The sequence below is a fragment of the Methyloligella sp. GL2 genome (genome assembly GCF_013341275.1).
Taxonomy (GTDB): Bacteria; Pseudomonadota; Alphaproteobacteria; order Rhizobiales; family Methyloligellaceae; genus Methyloligella.
Genome location: NZ_CP054476.1, coordinates 2,662,583 through 2,681,573 on the forward strand (window position 1 = coordinate 2,662,583; position 18,991 = coordinate 2,681,573).

The window sequence follows — 18,991 nt, forward strand, 5'->3', positions numbered from 1 at the left end:
AGATATGCATCTGCTTGCCACCGATACCGCAACGCTGGACGAGGTCGAGACCGCCGTCGACCTTGAGCAGAGTCCTGCGGATATCGTGGTGCTGTCCTTCTCCGACAGCGACCTCTCGGCGCTGGCGGCCGCTTGGGGGCAAGATCGGAACCAAGACCGGGAAAACCTGCCCATCTTGCGGCTCGCCAGCCTGAAACGGCTGCGCCATCCGATGTCAGTCGATCTTTATATCGAGACGGTGATCGCCGGCAGCCGGTTGGTGATTATCCGCAGCATCGGCGGGCTGGATTATTGGCGCTACGGCTTCGAATCCGTCGCCGCTTCCTGCGCCAAGCACGGCATCTTGCTGGTGGCGCTTCCCGGTGACGATAGGCCCGACCCGCGGCTGGCGAAGCTTTGCACAGCGCCGGAAGAGGCGGTCGCAGCGTTCGATGCGTATTTCCGGCAGGGCGGGACAGAGAATTTCGGCAACGCTTTGCGCCTTGGGGCGACGCTTCTGGGTCGCGAGGCCGAGGTGGCGCCGCCCGTGCCGCTCGGGCCTGCGATCGGCATGCACGCCGACGGGAGCATGGCGGCGGCCGCCGAGCTTACGCCTGCCGATCCCGGCCGGCCGGTTGCGCTGATCGTATTCTACCGGGCGAGCCTGCTGGCCGCCGACACCGCGCCGATCATTGCCTTGATGGACGCGCTCACTGGCGAAGGCATGAGCCCGCTAGCGCTTGCCGTGACCAGCCTGAAGGACCGCCACGCTGGCGCGGAGATCGAAGCCCTGATCGGCCGTGCGAAACCGTCCGTGGTGCTGAACGCCACCGCCTTCTCGGCAAGGCGCGAAGACGACACCACGGTGCTGGATGCCGCCGATTGCCCGGTGCTGCAGGTCGCCATGGCCGGCTCGGCTTTCGAGGCTTGGGACGACTCCTTGCGCGGTCTCTCGCCCAGCGATCTGGCGATGAATGTGGTGCTGCCGGAGCTGGACGGGCGGCTGTTTACCCGGACCATCTCGTTCAAGGAAGAGCGGGAGGCGGACCCGGCGCTGCAATATTCCGCCACGCTGCATGGCCCGGCGATGGATCGCATCGCCTATGTCGCTAAGCTCGCCGCAAGCTGGGCGCGGCTGCGGGAGACGCCGCGCGAGGACCGGCGCCTGGCGCTGATGATCTCCGATTACCCGGCGCGCGGCGGCCGCACCGGCTATGCTTGCGGGCTGGATACGCCGGAAAGCGTCGCCTCGATTGTGCGGCTGTTGCGCGAGGCGGGCTACGCCACCGGCGATGCCGATTGGCCGGCGGAGGAGATCATTCCGCGTCTGACCGACCGCGCTTCCGAAGACATGCTTCGCGTGCCGCTTTCCGCCTATCGCGCTTGGACTGTGGCACATCCGGAGAATGTCGCCGCGATAACCGAGGCATGGGGGCCGGTGGAAGACGATCCGCAATTCGACGGCGAAGCGTTCCGGTTTCCGTGCCTCCGCGCAGGCAATTTGTTGGTGCTGCTGCAGCCGGACCGCGGCTCTTTCTCCGACCGCAGCCAGGGCTATCACGACCCGACCTGCCCGCCGCGCCATTCCTATGCGGCGCTCTATAGCGCGCTACGCGAGGCGGAGAAGATCGATGCGCTGATTCATCTGGGCACCCACGGCACGCTGGAATGGCTGCCGGGCAAGGCGCTGGCGCTTTCCAAGAGCTGCTTCCCGGAGGCCCTGCTCGGGCCGGTGCCGGTGATCTATCCCTTCATCGTCAACAATCCGGGCGAAGCGGTGCAGGCCAAGCGGCGCATCTCGGCGGCGACCATCGGCCATCTGACCCCTCCCCTCAGCGAGGCCGGGCTGCACGGCACCATGGCCGAGCTGGAAGGGCTGATCGAGGAATATGCCGAGGCCGAAGGCGTCGACCGGCGGCGCGTGCCGCTGCTGGAGGCGGAGATTCTAGAGGTCGCCTGGCGGACCGGCATGGCCGCCGATTGCGGCGTGACCAAAGACGATGCGCCGCGCGAGGCCATCGCCAAGCTCGACGCCCAGCTCTGCGATATCAAGGATCTTGCCATTCGCGACCGGCTGCATGTGTTCGGTCAGGCGCCGGAAAGCAATGCGCGCGGGGACCTTGCCGCCGCGGCGCTTGCCAGCCTTGCCGAAAGCAACACGCCGGCGACCAAGGAGTGGATCGAGACGCTGCTCGGCGAGTGCGCAGGCGCGGAACGCGACGGCCTGTTGGCGGCGCTGGACGGGCGACGCGTGGCGCCGGGGCCCGCAGGGGCGCCGACACGCGGCCGGCTCGACGTGCTGCCGACGGGGCGGAACCTCACCACCATCGACCCGCGCTCCATCCCGACGCGCATCGCCGCACGGATCGGGGCGCGGGCCGCGGACGACGTGGTGCGGCGGCATTTGCAGGATCACGGCGACTACCCCCGGGCGCTGATGCTGGACCTTTGGGCCTCGGCGAGCTTGCGCACCGGCGGGGACGATCTCGCGCAAGCCTTCGCCTATCTCGGGGTGACCCCGACCTGGGATGGCGGCTCCAACCGGGTAACCGGCATCGAGGTGCTGCCCATCGCCAAGCTGGAGCGGCCGCGCATCGACGTGACCTTGCGGATCTCCGGCCTGTTCCGCGACATCTTCCCGGCGCAGATCGCCCTGTTCGACATGGCGGTGAGGAAGGTGACGGAGCGGGACGAGGACGAAGAGTGGAACCCGCTCGCGGCCGCACGGCAGCGGGGCGAGAGCCTGTCGCGCATCTTCGGCGGCGCGCCGGGCAGCTATGGCGCCGGGATGACCGATCTGGCCCTGGACGGGGTTTGGGAGGCGCGCGGCGATCTCGCCGAGGCCTATCTCCGGGCCGGCTCTTATGCTTACGGGCCTCAGCATGAGGGGGTTGCTGCGCGCGATGCCTTCGAGGCACGCATCGCCGAGGCGGACGCTCTGGTGCATCCGCAGGACGACCGGGAGCGCGATCTTCTCGATGGCGACGGGATCGCCGATTTCGTCGGCGGGTTCGCCGCGGCGGCCGCCTCGTTGAGCGAGAAGTCCCCTGCCCTTTATCACCTCGACACGTCCAAGCCGGAGACGCCGGTCACCCGCACGCTGAACGAGGAGATCACCCGTATAGTGCGCGGGCGGCTGACCAATCCGCGCTGGATCGCCGGCATGCTGGAACACGGCCATCGCGGCGTCGCGGAGATGGCGCAAGCGGTGGACGCGCTCTATGCCTTCGCCGCCGGTACGGAGGCCGTCCCTGGCCATCTGTTCGATGCGGTGCATGAGGCGCTGATCGCGGACGAGGCGGTTTGCGCAGCGATTCGAGCGGCCAATCCGGACGCCTTGCATGCGATGACGGCGCGGCTCGACGATCTCCTCGCGCGCGGGCTTTGGACGCCGAAGCGCAACGCGGTGCATGGCGAGCTGGCGCAAGCGCGCCTACAGCTCGGCGGCGCCAATTTTGGGAGGGCCGCAGAATGAGCCTCACCCTCGAACACCAGATCCGCGGCTGGTGCCCCGGCGCCTTGCGGCCGATGCAAAGCGGCGATGGGCTGATCGTGCGCTTGCGCCCCTATAGCGGTGCGTTCAGCGCCGCCGACCTGCATCTTATCGCCAAAATTTCAATGGCTTACGGAAACGGTCTGATCGACCTGACGCGCCGCGCCAATCTGCAATTGCGGGGCATCGGCGAGGATGTGCTGCCCGATCTGTGGCATGTGCTGGCCGATGTCGGGCTGCTGGACGAGACGGCAGAGGCGGAATCGGTGCGCAATGTCATGCTCAACCCGCTGGCCGGGATCGACCCTTGCGAGCGGGCCGATCTTCGTGCCGTCGCCGACGGTATCGAACAGCGCCTGGCCGCCAATCCTGCCCTGTGGCAGCTTGCCGGCAAGTTCGGCTTTCTCATCGACGGCGGCGGTCTATTGCCGCTTGCCGCCGAGCGCGCCGATATCCGGCTGACCGCCATCGACGGCACCCGGCTCGCCATCGGTCTCGACCGGCAAGACGACATCGATTCCAGCATCGATTGGCTCGGCGCGGTGGCGATCGAGGACGGCGCCGCTCTTGCGGTCCGCGCCGCGTCTTTGTTCCTCGACCATCGCCCGAACGCGCGTGCCCGGATGCGCGATTTGACCGGCGCCGCCTATGGAAGCTTGCGACAAGCGCTGACAACCGTGCTGGAGCCGATGGCATCGGCGCCCGGCGAAGAGAGCCGCCCGCCCATGCTCGGCCCCATTTATTCGGACGACCGCATCGTCGGGTTCGGGCTCGCTAGCGCCTTCGGACGCATCGAGGCCCCTGCCCTTCTGACGCTGACCGATCCGACGGCCATGCTCGGCATTTCGGAATTCCGGCTCTCGCCCTGGCGCGCGCTCTATGGGGCGGTCGAGAATGCGGACACCGCCGAAGCCCTGAGGCAGCGCGCTTCTGAAACCGGCTTCATTCTCGATGCCGACGATCCGCTGCTCGCCATCGACGCCTGTCCGGGTGCGCCCGGCTGCGCCTCGGCGAGATGCGATACCCGGGCGGCGGCGCGGGCCATCGCTCCCCGGCTGGCGCAGCTCGGCTACCGCAGCTGCCATATCTCCGGCTGCGCCAAAGGCTGCGCGCGGTCGGCCAAGGCCGATTTGGTGCTGATCGGCGAGGATGGCGGATTCGACGTGGTGCATGACGGCACGGCGGGCGACCGGCCGGAGCGCCGGCTGGCGGCACGCGACGTTTCGCGCTTGCCGGCCTCCCGCGAAACCGTCTAGGACGGCGGGCCATGTCTGACTCTTCTTCCTATATCCGCGACGGCGCGGAGATTTATCGCAATTCCTTCGCCATCATCCGGTCCGAGGCGGATCTCTCCCGCTTCTCCGGCCAGGCCGAGAAGGTGGCGGTGCGCATCATCCACGCCACCGGCATGGTGGAGATCGTGCAGGATATCGTGATGTCCGACGGCTTCGCCGATGCGGCGCGCGGGGCGCTGCTCGCTGGCGCGCCGATCCTTTGCGATGCGCAGATGGTGGCCCATGGCGTCACCCGAGCGCGGCTGCCGTCCGGCAATCAGGTGATCTGCACGTTGAGCGATCCCGACGTGCCGAGGCTGGCCGAGGAAATGGGGACCACCCGCTCCGCCGCGGCGCTGGAGCTGTGGCGGCCGCATCTTGAAGGTGCTGCGGTGGCCATCGGCAATGCGCCAACCGCCCTGTTCCGCCTTTTGGAAATGCTGGAAGACGGGGCGCCAAAGCCGGCGGCCATCATCGGCGTGCCGGTTGGCTTCGTCGGCGCCGCCGAATCCAAGGAGGCGCTGGCCGCTTATGCCGGCGTGCCCTACCTGATCGTTCGCGGACGCAAGGGCGGAAGCGCCATCGCGGCGGCGGCGGTGAACGCGCTGGCGAGCGAAGCAGAATGAGCCCGCTGGAGCGCATTGCCGGGGAAGCGGAGAGCGGCACGCTGTACGGTATCGGTGTCGGGCCGGGAAACGCACGCTATCTCACGCTTCGCGCGGCGGGGCTGATCGGCAGCGTCGACATCCTCGCCTATTTCGCAAAGCGCGGGCGCACCGGCAATGCCCGCAAAATCGTGGCACCTCTCATCGCCGACGGCCGCACCGAGCTGAAATTCGAATATCCCTTCACCGACGAGATTCCGGTCTCCGATCCCGATTACGTCTCTTCCATCGGCGCGTTCTACGAGGATATGGCGACGCAGCTTGGGGCGGCGCTTCGGGACGGAAAATCGGTGGGCCTCCTCGCCGAGGGCGATCCGTTCTTCTATTCCTCCTTCATGCATATCTGGCGGCGGCTCGAGGGCGACTTCCCCATCGAGGTAGTGCCGGGGGTTACCGGCATGTCGGGCTGCTGGACCCGCGCCAATATCCCGATCACCTGGGGCGACGACGTGCTCGCCGTGCTGCCGGGAACGCTCTCCGAGGCGGCTCTGGCGGAGCGCCTCTCCCTCGTCGATGCGGCGGTGATCATGAAGGTGGGCAAGAATTTGCCCAAGGTGCGCCGCGCGGTGGAGGCGGCCGGGCTCACCGCCCGCGCTATCTATGTGGAACGCGGCACCATGGAGGCGGAGCGCATTCTGCCCTTGGCCGATTGTCCCGAAGAGGCGGGACCCTATTTCGCCATGGTGCTGATCCCCGGCAAAGGGCGGCGGCTATGAGCGGGCGGCTGACCATTGTGGGGCTCGGGCCGGGCGATGCCGATCTCACCACGCCGGCGGTGACGGAGGCCTTGCGCGCCGCGACGGACCTGATCGGATACGACACTTATCTGGCGCGGGTGCCGGATTTCGGCACCGAACAGCATCGCCACGGCTCCGACAACCGGTACGAGCTGGACCGGGCGCGCCACGCCTTGACCCTTGCCGCGGAAGGCCGGCATGTGGCCGTGGTCTCCGGCGGCGATCCCGGCGTCTTCGCCATGGCGGCGGCTGTGTTCGAAGCGGTCGAGACCGGCGATCCTTCCTGGCGCGATCTCGATATCACCGTGCTGCCGGGGGTGAGCGCCATGCTGGCGGCGGCGGCGGAAGCCGGCGCACCTTTGGGGGGCGATTTCTGCGTCCTCTCGCTCTCCGACAATCTGAAATCCTGGGAGACCATCGCGAAGCGTTTGACGGCGGCGGCGGCGGGCGATTTCGTCATCGCGCTGTATAACCCCGCCTCCAAGGCGCGGCCGCATCAGTTGGGCGAGGCCTTCGATCTTTTGCGCCAAGAGAAACCGCCGGAAACGCCGGTTCTGTTCGCGCGCGCGGCCGGCTCGAAAGACGCCACGCTGACGGTGACGACGCTGGGAGAGGCCGATGCCGGGCTCGCCGATATGCGGACCCTGGTGATTATCGGCTCGAAGGGAACGCGGCTGATCCCACGCGAGGGGCGCCGGCCTTTGGTCTATACCGCCCGTTCCGAAGGAGAAGCGCGGTGAGCGCGCAGCGCCTCCAGCCATGCGAGCGCCGCCTCGGCGTCGGCGACGCTGTGGACGCCGGCCGGCTTTTCGGGTCGCTGCACCATGACCACGGGAAGATTGAGGCTGCGCGCGGCGGCGAGCTTCGGCGCGGTGGCCGCCCCGCCGGAATTCTTCGAAACCAGGATGTCGATGCTGCGCTCCCGCAGCAGTGCCGTCTCGGCCGCCTCGTCGAACGGGCCGCGCGCCAGAAGCAGCTCTGCGTTGGGCGGCAGGTCTTCCGGCTGCGGCGCTTCGATGGAGCGGATCAGGTAACGATGCTGGGGCGCGGCTTCGAAAGCGGCGACCTCCTGACGACCGATGGTGAGGAACACACGGCGCGGGGCTTCACCCAGAGCTGCCGCCGCCGCATCCATATCCGCCACCTCGATCCAGCGGTCGCCCTGTTGCGGCGCCCAGGCCGGGCGCAGCAAACTGAGCAGCGGAACGCTTTCGGCCTTTGCCGCAGCAACCGCATTTTTCGAGATCTGCGCGGCGAAGGGATGGGTGGCATCGATCACCGCCTCGATCCCCTCGTCTCTCAACCATTGCCGCAGAGCCCCCATGCCGCCAAAGCCGCCGATGCGGTAAGCTATGGGCGGTGCGGCCGGCGCCGCGGTGCGGCCCGCCAAGGAGAGGGTCGGCGCAAAGCGCGTATCGCCGGCGAGGCGCTGCGCCAGCCGGGCGCTTTCCGTGGTGCCGCCGAGTATGAGGATCCGCATGGCCGTCTCTGAAATGCCTGCATTCGAGACCGGGAGCATACCCAAGCGGTGGCTGTCTGTCGTCGGCATCGGCGAGGACGGGGTCGCCGGGCTCTCCCCCATCGCCCGCACGCTGATCGGCGAGGCGGCGCTGGTGGTCGGCGGCCGGCGACATCTCGAACTGGCGGCATCGCTGATCGGCGGCGAACAGCTTGCCTGGCCAAGCCCGATCGACGAGGCCTATCCGCAGATCCTGGCCCGCCGCGGCGAGACGGTGGTGGTGCTGGCTTCGGGCGATCCGTTTTATTACGGCATCGGCAAGCAGCTTGCGGCGCTGGTCGATGCGGATGAGATGCTGTGCCTGCCGCAGCCTTCGGCCTTTTCGCTGGCGGCGTCGCGGTTCGGATGGGCACAGCAGGATGCGACCACAGTCTCGCTGCATGGCCGGCCGCTGGAGCGGATCATTCCCTTGCTGCAGCCGGGCGCGCGCATTCTGGCGCTGTCCTGGGACGAGACCACGCCGGAGAAGCTCGCCGCGCTTTTGACGATGCGAAAGCTGGGGGCAAGCCGCATCACGGTGCTGGAGCGGCTTGGCGGGTCGGCCGAACGAGTTCGCAGCGTACTCGCGCGCGATTTCGATCTCGCCGAGATCGATCCTCTCAACACGATTGCGCTGGAGATCGCCGCCGAGCCGGGCGCACAAATCCTCAGCCTCGCAGGGGGACTCGACGATGCCTGGTTCGAGAATGACGGCCAGCTCACCAAGCGGGAAATCCGCGCCGTTGTGCTCTCCTCCCTCGCCCCGCGCCAAGGCGAGCTGCTGTGGGATATCGGGCTCGGTGCGGGCTCGGTCGCGATCGAGTGGATGCTGCGCGCCCCCTCCATGCGGGCCATCGGCATCGAGGAGCAAGCCGAGCGGGCGGCCCGGGCGGCGCGCAATGCGGCGGCGCTGGGCGTGCCGGATCTCAACATTCTCGAAGGCCGCGCGCCGGAGGCACTCGCCGGTCTGCCGGCGCCGGATGCGGTGTTCATCGGCGGCGGCTTGAGCGACGGCGCGCTGGAGACGGCATGGAACGCGCTGAAGCCGGGCGGGCGGCTTGTCGCCAATGCGGTGACCCTGGAAGGCGAGCAGATTTTGGCCGCCGCCTATCAGCGGCTCGGCGGCGCGCTGACCCGGATGGAGATCGCCCGGGCCGAGCCGGTCGGTTCGATGCAAGGCTGGCGCCCGGCCATGCCCATCACCCATTTTCGTATCGAGAAGCCATGATGGTCGCGGGGATCGGCTGTCGGAAGGATGCGCCTATCGAGGCGATCGAGGCGGCGCTTATCATGACGTTGAAAGAGTGCGGATTGGAGCGCGATGGGCTCGATGCGCTGGCGACGGCCGCCGAGAAAAGCCGCGAGCCGGGGCTTGTTAAGCTTGCGGAATCTTTACGCCTTCCGCTGATGGCGGTCACGGAGGCGGAGATGCAGGCGGTGGCCGATAAGGCGCTCAGCGTCTCCTCGCGCGTGATGGCGCTGAAGGGCGTACCGTCGGTCGCCGAAACGGCGGCGCTGGCTGCGGCGGGTAAGGATGCGCGGCTCTTGGCACCGCGGCTTTCGACGAAAGGCGCAACTTGCGCGATCGCCAGCGGAGGCAGCGCATGACGGTGCATTTCATCGGCGCTGGGCCCGGCGCTGCCGACCTGATCACCTTGCGCGGCCGCGATCTGATCGCCCGCTGCCCGGTCTGCCTCTATGCCGGTTCGCTAGTTCCGCAAGCGCTGCTAGAGCACTGCCCGACCGGCGCGCGCATCGTGAATACCGCGCCGATGTCGCTGGACGAGATCGTCGCCGAGTTCGAACGCGCCACGGCGGCGGGCGAGGATGTGGCGCGGCTCCATTCCGGCGATCTGTCGATCTGGAGCGCGCTCGGCGAGCAGCTCCGCCGGCTGGACGGGCTCGGCATTCCCTATACGGTGACGCCGGGCGTGCCGGCCTTCGCCGCCGCTGCCGCCGCCATGGGAGCGGAGCTGACCTTGCCGGAAGTGGCGCAGACCGTGGTGCTGACCCGGACACCGGGCCGCGCCTCCTCTATGCCGCCGAAGGAGCAACTTTCGGCTTATGCGGCGACGGGCGCGACGCTCGCCATCCATCTTTCCATTCAGGCGCTGGATGCGGTGCTCGCCGAACTGATCCCCCATTACGGGGCGGAGTGCCCGAGCGCGGTGGTCTACCGGGCGAGCTGGCCGGAAGAGCGCATCATCCGGGCGCCGCTTGTCATGCTCGCCGAGAAGGTTGGGGCAGAGCCGGAGATCGACCGCACCGCGCTGATCCTGGTCGGCCCGGCGCTGGCGGCGGAAGGCTTCCGGGAGAGCGCGCTCTACGATGCGGGCTATCAGCGGCGCTATCGCGGGAGGCCGGGATGAGCGCGATGACGGCCCCCCTTTCAGCGCAAACGAGGCGAGCGGCTTAGCGGCATGGATCAGCTTCCTTCGGATTTCCCGGATTTTCCGGACTTCGCAGCCGGCGAGGTGTGGCTGGTGGGCGCCGGGCCGGGCGATCCGCGCCTGCTCACCTTGATGGCGCTGCACGCGCTGAAGACAGCCGACACCATCGTGCACGATGCGCTGATCGATTCGCGGCTGCTGTCGCTGGCGGCGCCCGATGCGCAGATCCTGCCGGCGGGAAAGCGCGGCGGACGCCCCTCCCCGCAGCAGGCGGAGATCACCGAGAAGCTGATCGCCCTGGCCCAAGAGGGGCGGAAAGTGCTGCGGCTGAAAGGTGGCGATCCTTTCGTGTTCGGGCGCGGCGGCGAGGAGGCGAGCGCCCTGGCAAACGCCGGCATTCCCTTCCGTATCGTGCCGGGGCTGACGTCCGGGCTCACCGCGGCGGCACTGGCCGGCATTCCGGCCACCACGCGGGAGACCAATCACGCGGTGATCCTGGCGACCGGCTATCGCGCCGCCGAGGGGCAATCGGCGGAGGACTGGAGCGCGATCGCGCGGACCGGCCAGCCGGTGATCCTCTATATGGCAATGTCGCGGCTCGGCGAGATCGCGGACGCCTTCCTGCAGGCCGGCGCCGATCCCGATCTGCCGGTGACGCTGATCGCGCATGCGACATTTTCCGATGAGCGTTTGCTGGAGACCCGGCTCGCCACCGCGGCGGCGGACGCCAAGGCGGCGGCACTGGACGCTCCCGCGATCGTCATCATCGGCCGCATTGCCGCCCTCGGTCCGGCGCTGCGCGAAGCCTTGCTCAGGGACGGATCATGACTTCCCGGCCCGGGCTGATCATCGCCGCGCCCCGCTCCGGCTCGGGCAAGACCACGGTGAGCTTGGGGCTGACCCGTGCTCTCACCCGCCGAGGCGTCGCGGTGCAGCCGTTCAAATGCGGCCCCGACTATATCGACCCTGCGTTTCTGAGCGCCGCCGCAGGACGCCCGGCGATCAATTTGGATAGCTGGGCGATGCGCCCAGAGCTGATCGGACATCTGGCGGGAAGCGCCGGCGCGGATGCCGCGCTCTGTCTGGTCGAAGGGGTGATGGGCCTGTTCGACGGGGCCGGTCACAAAGGCCAATGCGGCAATGGCTCGACGGCGGATCTTGCCGCGCTGACCGGCTGGCCGGTGATCCTGGTTCTGGATATCGGCGCCCAGGCGGAGACCGCAGCGGCGGTTGCGTTCGGCTGCAAGCTCTACCGGCAAGACATTGGAATCACGGGCGTTATTCTGAACAACGTGGCGGGTGCGCGGCATGAGGCCATGGTGCGGGCACCGCTTGAGAAAATCGGTCTCCCGGTGCTGGGGGCGATCCCCAGGGGCGCGGCGCTGAGCTTGCCGGAACGGCATCTCGGCCTGGTGCAGGCGGAGGAGACGGCCGATCTCGATGCGAGGCTGACGGAGATTGCCGATACCATCTCCGAGGCGGTCTCGCTGGATGACGTGATGGCGGCCGCGCGTCCTTTGCGGCTTTCCGGCGGGCTTCTCTCCGATACGCTGGGTTTTGTGCCGCCGCCGGGGCAGCGCATCGCGCTGGCGCAGGACCGGGCCTTCACCTTCCTCTATCCGCATCTCCTCTCCGGCTGGCATGCGGCGGGGGCGGAGATCCTGCCCTTCTCGCCGCTGGCGGACGAGGCGCCGGACGCAACGAGCGATGCGGTCTGGCTGCCGGGCGGCTATCCGGAGCTCAATGGCGACACGCTCGCCGCGGCAGCGAATTTCAAGCGCGGCATGCAGGCGGCGGCGTCCCGCGGTGTGCCGATCCATGGCGAGTGCGGTGGCTATATGGTGCTGGGCGCGGGGCTGGAGGATGCGCAAGGGAGCCGCCACGAGATGCTCGGCCTGCTCGGGCTCGAGACCTCCTTCGCTAAGCGCAAGCTGCATCTGGGCTATCGCCGCGCCCGGCCGCTCGGCGAGGCCGGTAGGAGCGCAGAGCTTTACGGGCACGAATTCCACTACGCCAGCGTGCTGGCAAATCCGGACGCGCCGTTCGCGGTGATTTTCGACGCGGCGGGCAAGCCGGTGGCGGATACCGGTGCAAGGCGCGGCACTGTGACCGGCGCCTTCTTCCACCTGATCGACCGCGCGCCGACCGATACTTAGTCTGAGTATTTTCCAGTAACTTTTTGTGCGCCCCGATATCGGAAGATAAGCGCCCGACATCAGAGTCGGGAAAATTGGCGGTTTTGATACTTGGTGTCGCCCCCTGCATGTGCGGCTTTCGCCTGCCGCCGAATGGTGACTATATTAACGAGTCGCTACACGCTTACTGGGGGAGATGCGTAGCATGACGAAGATTAGGCCCTTCATCTTGTCGGGGGGTTCGGGAACGCGGCTGTGGCCATTATCGCGCGCTGCCTATCCCAAGCAGTTTCTGAATCTGATCGGCGAGGGAAGCTTATTTCAGCAGACCTGCGAAAAGACCGGCGATCCGATATTTGAAGATCCGACGATCCTCAGTAGCAATCAGCACCGGTTTCTGGTCGCCGAGCAGCTACAGCAGAGCGGGCTCGAGGATGCGACAATCATTCTGGAGCCGATGGGGCGCAATACGGCGCCGGCCGCGGCGATCGCGGCTCTCACTGCCGGGCGAAAGCAGGTCGATCAGCTCTGCCTGTTGCTGCCTTCCGATCATTTCATTCCCGATCGCGCGGCCTTCGTGAAAGCCGTTGCGTCCGGCATCGACGCAGCGAAGGCCGGATCCATCGTCACCTTCGGGGTTGTCCCCGACCGGCCCCATACCGGCTATGGCTATATGGAGGTGGAGAGCGGCGAAGGGATCGCAACGGTCCGCCGCTTCACCGAGAAGCCGAGCGAGGAGGTGGCGCAAGAGTTTCTCGAACAGGGCAATTACCTCTGGAATGCCGGCATCTTCCTGTTCACCGCCGAAACCCTGCTGACGGCGCTCGAGACCCATAAACCGGAGATTTTGAACAATTGCCGCACGGCGCTCAATCGCGCGATTCTCGATCTGGACTTCGTGCGGCTCGACCCCCTCGCCTATTCGGAGGTCGAGAATATCTCGCTCGACTACGCCATTTTGGAGAAGGCGGAGTCGGTGAAATGCGTACCGCTGGATACGGCCTGGAGCGATATCGGGTCCTGGCGCGGCATGTGGGAAGCGCATGAAAAGGATGCCGACGACAATGTCGTCCTGGGCAGCAGCCAGGCGGTGCTTCGAAACACCCATGACAGCCTGGTCTATAGCGACGGGCCGCTGGTGGCACTGGTCGGCCTGAGCGACGTCTTCGTGGTCAGCACCGACGATGCGGTGCTGGTGACCAGCAAGGACCGGGCCGAGGAGGTGAAGGAGCTCGTCGAGCAACTCAAGGTCAACGACAAGCGCGAGGCGACCTTCCATGCGCGGGTGCACCGGCCGTGGGGCTGGTATGAAGGCCTCAGCCTCGGCGACCGGTTTCAAGTCAAATGCATCATGGTGAAGCCGGGGGCGCAGCTTTCGCTGCAGAGCCACTATCACCGGTCGGAGCATTGGGTGGTGGTAAGCGGCACCGCCGAGGTGACGAAGGGAGAAGAGCGCTTACTTCTCAGCGAGAATCAATCCACATATATCCCGATCGGAGAGCGTCACCGCCTGGCCAATCCGGGCAAAATACCGACCTACTTGATCGAAGTGCAGTCGGGCTCGTATCTCGGCGAGGACGATATCGAACGCTTCGACGATATTTATGGGCGCAGCACGGCTGATTGACGGACCGGCCTTCAAATATATCGCTCCCTTGGAGCCCGCTGCACCGCTGAGTGCGCCGAAGCGCCGGCTAGTATTTTATGCGGCGGTGCGGCATCTACACATGGTTAAGATCCTTAGTCTTAAAGTGCCTGCACTTGGACGGGGATGAATTTGATACTTGGCCAACTGAGGAACGCGATTTTGAATTGGGCTTTTCGCACAGCCCTTCTGCTGCTGCTTGCAATTGCAATGGCCGGCTGCGCCTCCTCGGGCGGTGGAAGCCCCGCTGCCCGCGGCTCGCAGATGACCGCGTCGATCGCCGGCAATGGCGGCCTCGTTCCCAATTCCCTGGCCGAACGCTTCGCTCCCGGCGACAAGGTCAAAGTCGTGGTCTATGGCGAGGATAGCCTCACCGGCGACTATCTTGTGGATGGGGGCGGATCGATCACGCTTCCGCTTGCCGGCTCGGTTCGCGCCTCCGGCCTGACCAAAGCGCAGCTGGAACGCGCGATATCGTCCAAGCTGCGCTCCTATCTGCGAAATCCGCAAGTGACGGTGGAAGGAACCAACTTCCGGCCCTTCTATGTGCTCGGCGAGGTGCAGAAACCCGGAGAGTACGAATATCGCAGCGGACTCAATATCCTAAGCGCGATCGCAATCGCCGGAGGATCGACCTATCGGGCTAGCAAATCCAAGGTCTACATCCAGCGCTCGGGCAAATCCAAGATGGAAACCTTCTCCCTGTCTCCGGATGTGAAGGTCGGGCCGGGCGACGTCGTCAGGGTGCCGGAACGCTTCTTCTAATCGCCCGGTCTGTCATTGGCGGGTTCGATACAGGCGGCGTAGAGCCTCTCCTTCCAGAAGCACCATCTGCTCGGTGAGCCCGCCGTTTCGCCGACGCCAAGACTGGATCTCCGCCGGATACATCTTGAAAATCGCAGCCGTGATGCCCGCATTGGTGGACCGGCGGCGGCCGCTCTTGGTCTTGATGGCGTGAAAGCCCAGCCGGGCGCGCTCAGTCACGCAGATCCGCTGCGGCGGGACGATGGCGGCGACCAGCGTGCAGGCCGAGAAGCAGTCGCCGTCGATCATCATGCGCTTTCCCGAATCGCGAATATTCATCATGGCGCGCATGTACTCGGCAACGCCGCCGCCCTTGTCGTTGGCAATGCGGACCGCGCCGGCGGCAGCTCAGGCAGTCGTTACCGCCACCAGAACGAGCATGATTGCTGAGCTGCCGGGTGTGCGCGCCATAAGGGAGTTGCCCGCGATAGGCGAAGTCTTACTTGCGCGCACCTGTGGCGTACTCGCAACAAGGGAACTCAAAACAGAATTTTATTCCTGAGGTAAATATTTTTAACCAATTGGCGTGTTGCAATGCAGCAGGAATATAGTCTGAATAAGGTTGTCGAGTAAGTCCGGCATCTCAAGTCGATATTGCGGATTAGGGGTAGTTTTCCGCGATTTCAGGGAAGCGGACCGGATCGGGAGATCCGATACGACAGACGACCCGGTGGGGCACGCGATTTGCGAACGGGTTTTGGGGGACGTTATTAGACGCCACTTGGCATTGACCGCCCGGGCAAAAGGCCTGCTTGGGCTGGGGATATGCGCGGCACTCTTGGTGGGCGGCGCGGCTCTCCCCGCACGCGCAGGCGAAGCCCCTTCCGTCCCCGGAACCGAGATCTACAATTCCCGCATCCGCTCCTTGCATCAGACCGTGCGCGAGGTGGAGAGCGACCACCGGCCCGAGACCACAGCAGGTGCGATCCCGGTGTTCGACTGGCTGGTCTACGGCCAGCTCGGCGTCGGCAGCGCCTATAACAGCAACCTCAACGGCTCCAGCTCCAATCCGCAGAGCGCATCCGGCGTCAGGCTGACGCCCTCGGTGCTGGCACTGCACGACACCGGCATTCACCGGACCGAGCTCTATGGCATCGGCGATATCCGGTTCTACCCTTCCGAGAGCGTCACCACTTTCGACAACACCCGTGTCGGCGGCGTCGAAACCTGGGAGATCCAGCGGGACCTGATCTATCGCATCCAGGGCCAGGTCGGGTTCGACAACGACATCACATCGATCGGCAATCCGGGTCAGGCCGGGGTTCCCGACGAGCCGATCCACTATCGGCAGGATTTCGCCTCAACCTCGCTGGAAAAGGGGTTCGGGCGGTTCTTCGCCGCGGTCGGCGGCAGTCTTGCCCATAACGACTTCCAGAATTCGAAGGATGCATTCGGCAATGTCGTGAATGAGGATTTCCGCGACGGAACCGACTACACGGTGACGAACCGGCTCGGCTATTACGTGAGCGGGTTCTCTTACGTCTATGTCGAACCATCCTGGCAGTGGCAACGCTACTCTGAGGCGTCCTACCTCAATTCGGACGGCACCCGGATCGTGGCCGGTGTCGGCTCGGAGCGAATCAGCCTGTTCAGCGGCGAGATCTATACCGGTTATTTCAGCCAGGACTTCGAGGACCCTTCCTACGGCACGGTCGACGGGCCGCTTTATGGCGGCACGCTGTCCTGGTTCCCCCGCCGGTTCCTCACCTTTACGGCAAATCTCGATCACGGCTTCAGCACATCGGACTTTCGCGCCCAGCCGACGAATATGGGCAGCATGACGGAAGATTATGTCGGTGCGTTGAGCGCCGAATGGTCGGTGACCCGCGCGGTAACGCTGGACGCAGGGTTCGGCTATACGACCGAGGATTACATCAATTCGATCCGCCGCGACGAGATCACCTCGGCATCGGCGGGAATTACGTATTACTTCCGAAACCATTTCGGACTTAATGTCGAGTATACCTATAGCGACCGTGATTCGAATGTTCGCGGTGCCGGGTATTCGAGCAACTTCGTTTCGGCGGGAGCAAAAACTCGGTTCTAAGTGCGTCGGATTGCCGCATAGATTGTGTTGCATATGCAACTAGGCACACTTGGATCGACAGAATTGGCGCCATTTACTTGGTTGGGAGCAACCTGGCACTGTTCAATCAAACCGGAACGGTCATACTTACAGATACTAGCCAAGCAAGAGGGCATTCCAGCAAAGCTTGGCGGACGAGAGCGATGGTTGTTAATAAGCTGAAACAGGCAGGGATTGCGGCCTTGGCCACCAGCGTTGCCTTTGCGGGGTTGCCGGTTCAGGCAATGGCGCAAAGCACCGTAACACCTGCTCGCGCGGTCGAGGTCGCTATCGCCCCCTCGATCGTCAGCACCTTCGCAAACTATCCCGATGGCGGTGCCGAACTGTCCGCTGCGGTGACCGATCTGCTGGTTGGAAATCCGGAAATCGCGCCCCAATTCGTCGCCTATATGCGCAGTTCGGAGGACCTGAACGACGCGCAAAGATCGGCTGCGAAGCGAGGCTTTCTGGACGCTTTGAGGCGTCTTCGCGCCGTCAGCAACCCCGGCGGAATGCCGCCTTGGATCTTTCTCGTCAGCGCCGGTGTGCTCGGCGGTGCCTTCGCCGTTTCCACCAATATCGACCGCAACAACCCCAGCCACATACCGATTAGCCCGAACTAGCGGGCGCGGCGAGACGATACCGACGCCGAGCGAGACGGTTCTGAAGCGGACATTGTCGCTCCAATCCGATAGGTGCCGGAGCGGTCGGATGCGCTATGCGTGAACCTCACGCCCGCAACGCAACCTCCATAAGTAAAATCACCACCGCTGCGTTCAATTTTGGCTTCAGCGTCAGAAAACTCTTTGTGCAGAACGAGAACGCTCTATCGACGCTCCGCCGGAAAGCTGCTATCGATAATATCGTCGAGTAAGTTTACTTGGGGGCATACTCGGGCTGCGGCTGTGACTGACATAGATATTCATCATGTGAGATCGCTACGTGACGAAGCAGCGGTCCGCCACCGAGAAACGCTGCGGATCGGATTAAGCTTTCTCGTCGGCATTCTCGACCTTCTCATTATATTCAGCGCCGCGGTTCTCGCATCCTACTTGCGCGCTGGTGTATTTATCTCCGAGTACACCCGACACTTTCTACTCATCATATTTCCGCTGTATCTGGTTATCGCGCTTGGAAGGCGGGCTTATTCGCTGAAAACATTGGCGAAATGGTCATCCGCGGTGCGGCGAGCCGAGACGGCGCTCATCATGACGGCGCTCCTGGTGTTCGCAGCCGCATTCTCCTTCAAGGTCAGCGAAGACTATTCCCGCCTGGAGATCGGCTATCTGTTCACGATCGCGGCCATGCTGCTCGCCCTGTCGCGGATCCCCATCGCCAACATCGTCGCCGGCAACGAGCTGATCCAGACCCGGGGTATCTGCCTGGCCGACGATGTGCATTGTCCGATCGGACGAGAGGTCGCGGAGGTCATCGGGGTCACGGAAGCCGGATTGGAGATCCGCCAAAACGATCCGCGCTTTTGGGAGCGGCTGAACGACTATCTCGACGGCTTCGACCGAGTCGTACTCAGCTTTCAGGATAGCGAGTTACGCAATGAATGGGTGGCCGTGCTTCGCCAGACGGGTTTTCCGGCCGAGGTCGTCTATCCCGATATCTCGCGGCTTGCCCCGCTCGGCATCGGCCGTTGGGGCGAGGACCCGACTTTGGTGGTGGCGCGCGGTCCGCTCAGCGTGCGCGACCGCGTTCTGAAGCGGCTTTTCGATCTATCGGTCACGCTGCTGCTATTGCCGCTGGTGCTGCCGGTCGCCTGTTTGATTGCGATCGCGATCCGTGCGGAATCGCGCGGGTCCGTGATCTTCGTGCAGAAACGCCTGGGACGCCACAATCACTCCTTCTATTGCTGGAAGTTCCGGACCATGCGCGCCGAACTCACCGACATGACGGGGAATCGCTCGGCCAGCCGCGACGACGACCGGATTACCCGCGTCGGAAAGTTTCTCCGCCAGACCAGCCTGGACGAGGTGCCACAGCTTTGGAACGTGCTGATGGGCGATATGAGCCTGGTCGGGCCGCGGCCGCATGCGCTCGGCTCGCGCGCCAAGGGCGCGCTGTTCTGGGATGCGGCGCCGAATTATTGGGAGCGCCATGCGGTCAAGCCCGGCATGACGGGGCTGGCCCAGGTCAGAGGCCATCGCGGCGCGACTCACACAACGCGCGATCTGGAGCTTCGGGTCGCCTCCGACCTCGACTACATCAACACTTGGTCGCTGTGGAAGGACATCCAGATCATCGTGCGGACCTGCGCGGTGATCGTGCACCGGAACGCTTATTAGAGCGGGTGTCCC

General features: G+C 65.3%; 17 protein-coding genes. 15 read left to right on the forward strand and 2 right to left on the reverse strand.

Annotated features, from left to right (window positions below):
* The first annotated feature begins 4 nt into the window (after window positions 1-4).
* From cobN to cobJ, 5 genes are read left to right on the forward strand one after another with little or no spacing between them, the layout of a single operon-like run.
* Window positions 5-3,454, forward strand: coding sequence for a cobaltochelatase subunit CobN (gene cobN / locus HT051_RS12410; RefSeq protein ID WP_174542325.1), 3,450 nt, complete (start codon window positions 5-7; stop codon window positions 3,452-3,454).
* On the forward strand, window positions 3,451-4,728 hold the full coding sequence (gene cobG / locus HT051_RS12415) for a precorrin-3B synthase (RefSeq protein ID WP_174542326.1): 1,278 nt from the start codon (window positions 3,451-3,453) through the stop codon (window positions 4,726-4,728). The genes cobN and cobG overlap by 4 nt, the downstream gene beginning before the upstream one ends.
* Window positions 4,729-4,739: 11 nt before the next feature.
* Complete coding sequence (locus tag HT051_RS12420; RefSeq protein WP_174542327.1) at window positions 4,740-5,372, forward strand: precorrin-8X methylmutase; 633 nt, start codon at window positions 4,740-4,742, stop codon at window positions 5,370-5,372.
* Entirely contained in the window at window positions 5,369-6,127 is a 759-nt protein-coding gene (locus tag HT051_RS12425) for a precorrin-2 C(20)-methyltransferase (RefSeq protein WP_174542328.1), read from the forward strand. Before HT051_RS12420 ends, HT051_RS12425 begins: the two co-directional genes overlap by 4 nt.
* A complete protein-coding gene (gene cobJ / locus HT051_RS12430; RefSeq protein WP_174542329.1) occupies window positions 6,124-6,888 on the forward strand; it encodes a precorrin-3B C(17)-methyltransferase in 765 nt (254 codons plus the stop codon). Before HT051_RS12425 ends, cobJ begins: the two co-directional genes overlap by 4 nt.
* Here cobJ and HT051_RS12435 read toward each other — a convergent pair.
* The gene (locus tag HT051_RS12435) at window positions 6,855-7,628 is read right to left on the reverse strand and encodes a cobalt-precorrin-6A reductase (RefSeq protein WP_174542330.1); all 774 of its coding nucleotides are present in this window, start codon (window positions 7,626-7,628) and stop codon (window positions 6,855-6,857) included. The genes cobJ and HT051_RS12435 overlap by 34 nt on opposite strands.
* On the opposite strand from HT051_RS12435, the gene cbiE reads away from it, so the two are divergent.
* The 7 genes from cbiE to HT051_RS12470 all read left to right on the forward strand — a co-directional run bounded on the left by cbiE (window position 7,627) and on the right by HT051_RS12470 (window position 14,581).
* Window positions 7,627-8,874 (forward strand): precorrin-6y C5,15-methyltransferase (decarboxylating) subunit CbiE, encoded by a 1,248-nt coding sequence (cbiE, locus tag HT051_RS12440; RefSeq protein WP_246810080.1) that lies wholly within the window; start codon window positions 7,627-7,629, stop codon window positions 8,872-8,874. The genes HT051_RS12435 and cbiE overlap by 2 nt on opposite strands.
* Window positions 8,875-8,936: 62 nt before the next feature.
* Window positions 8,937-9,254 carry a cobalamin biosynthesis protein gene (locus HT051_RS12445; protein ID WP_246810081.1) on the forward strand — a complete coding sequence of 106 codons (318 nt, stop codon included), beginning with the start codon at window positions 8,937-8,939 and terminating at the stop codon, window positions 9,252-9,254.
* Entirely contained in the window at window positions 9,251-10,015 is a 765-nt protein-coding gene (gene cobM / locus HT051_RS12450; RefSeq protein WP_174542332.1) for a precorrin-4 C(11)-methyltransferase, read from the forward strand. The genes HT051_RS12445 and cobM overlap by 4 nt, the downstream gene beginning before the upstream one ends.
* A gap of 51 nt (window positions 10,016-10,066) precedes the next feature.
* Complete coding sequence (gene cobA, locus HT051_RS12455) at window positions 10,067-10,864, forward strand: uroporphyrinogen-III C-methyltransferase (RefSeq protein ID WP_174542333.1); 798 nt, start codon at window positions 10,067-10,069, stop codon at window positions 10,862-10,864.
* A complete protein-coding gene (locus HT051_RS12460; RefSeq protein WP_174542334.1) occupies window positions 10,861-12,192 on the forward strand; it encodes a cobyrinate a,c-diamide synthase in 1,332 nt (443 codons plus the stop codon). Before cobA ends, HT051_RS12460 begins: the two co-directional genes overlap by 4 nt.
* A 184-nt stretch (window positions 12,193-12,376) precedes the next feature.
* The gene (locus HT051_RS12465; protein ID WP_174542335.1) at window positions 12,377-13,798 is read left to right on the forward strand and encodes a mannose-1-phosphate guanylyltransferase/mannose-6-phosphate isomerase; all 1,422 of its coding nucleotides are present in this window, start codon (window positions 12,377-12,379) and stop codon (window positions 13,796-13,798) included.
* A gap of 282 nt (window positions 13,799-14,080) precedes the next feature.
* Complete coding sequence (locus HT051_RS12470; RefSeq protein ID WP_174542336.1) at window positions 14,081-14,581, forward strand: polysaccharide biosynthesis/export family protein; 501 nt, start codon at window positions 14,081-14,083, stop codon at window positions 14,579-14,581.
* A gap of 12 nt (window positions 14,582-14,593) precedes the next feature.
* Here the strand turns inward: HT051_RS12470 and HT051_RS12475 are convergent, their stop codons facing one another.
* Complete coding sequence (locus HT051_RS12475) at window positions 14,594-14,902, reverse strand: hypothetical protein (RefSeq protein ID WP_174542337.1); 309 nt, start codon at window positions 14,900-14,902, stop codon at window positions 14,594-14,596.
* A 499-nt stretch (window positions 14,903-15,401) separates the two neighbouring features.
* Here HT051_RS12475 and HT051_RS12480 point away from each other — a divergent pair, with 499 nt between their 5' ends.
* From HT051_RS12480 to HT051_RS12490, 3 genes are all read left to right on the forward strand, one after another.
* Complete coding sequence (locus HT051_RS12480; protein ID WP_174542338.1) at window positions 15,402-16,667, forward strand: outer membrane beta-barrel protein; 1,266 nt, start codon at window positions 15,402-15,404, stop codon at window positions 16,665-16,667.
* Window positions 16,668-16,888: 221 nt separating this feature from the next.
* Window positions 16,889-17,308, forward strand: coding sequence for a hypothetical protein (locus tag HT051_RS12485; protein WP_174542339.1), 420 nt, complete (start codon window positions 16,889-16,891; stop codon window positions 17,306-17,308).
* A 306-nt stretch (window positions 17,309-17,614) separates the two neighbouring features.
* Entirely contained in the window at window positions 17,615-18,979 is a 1,365-nt protein-coding gene (locus tag HT051_RS12490; RefSeq protein WP_246810258.1) for a sugar transferase, read from the forward strand.
* Window positions 18,980-18,991: the final 12 nt, after the last annotated feature.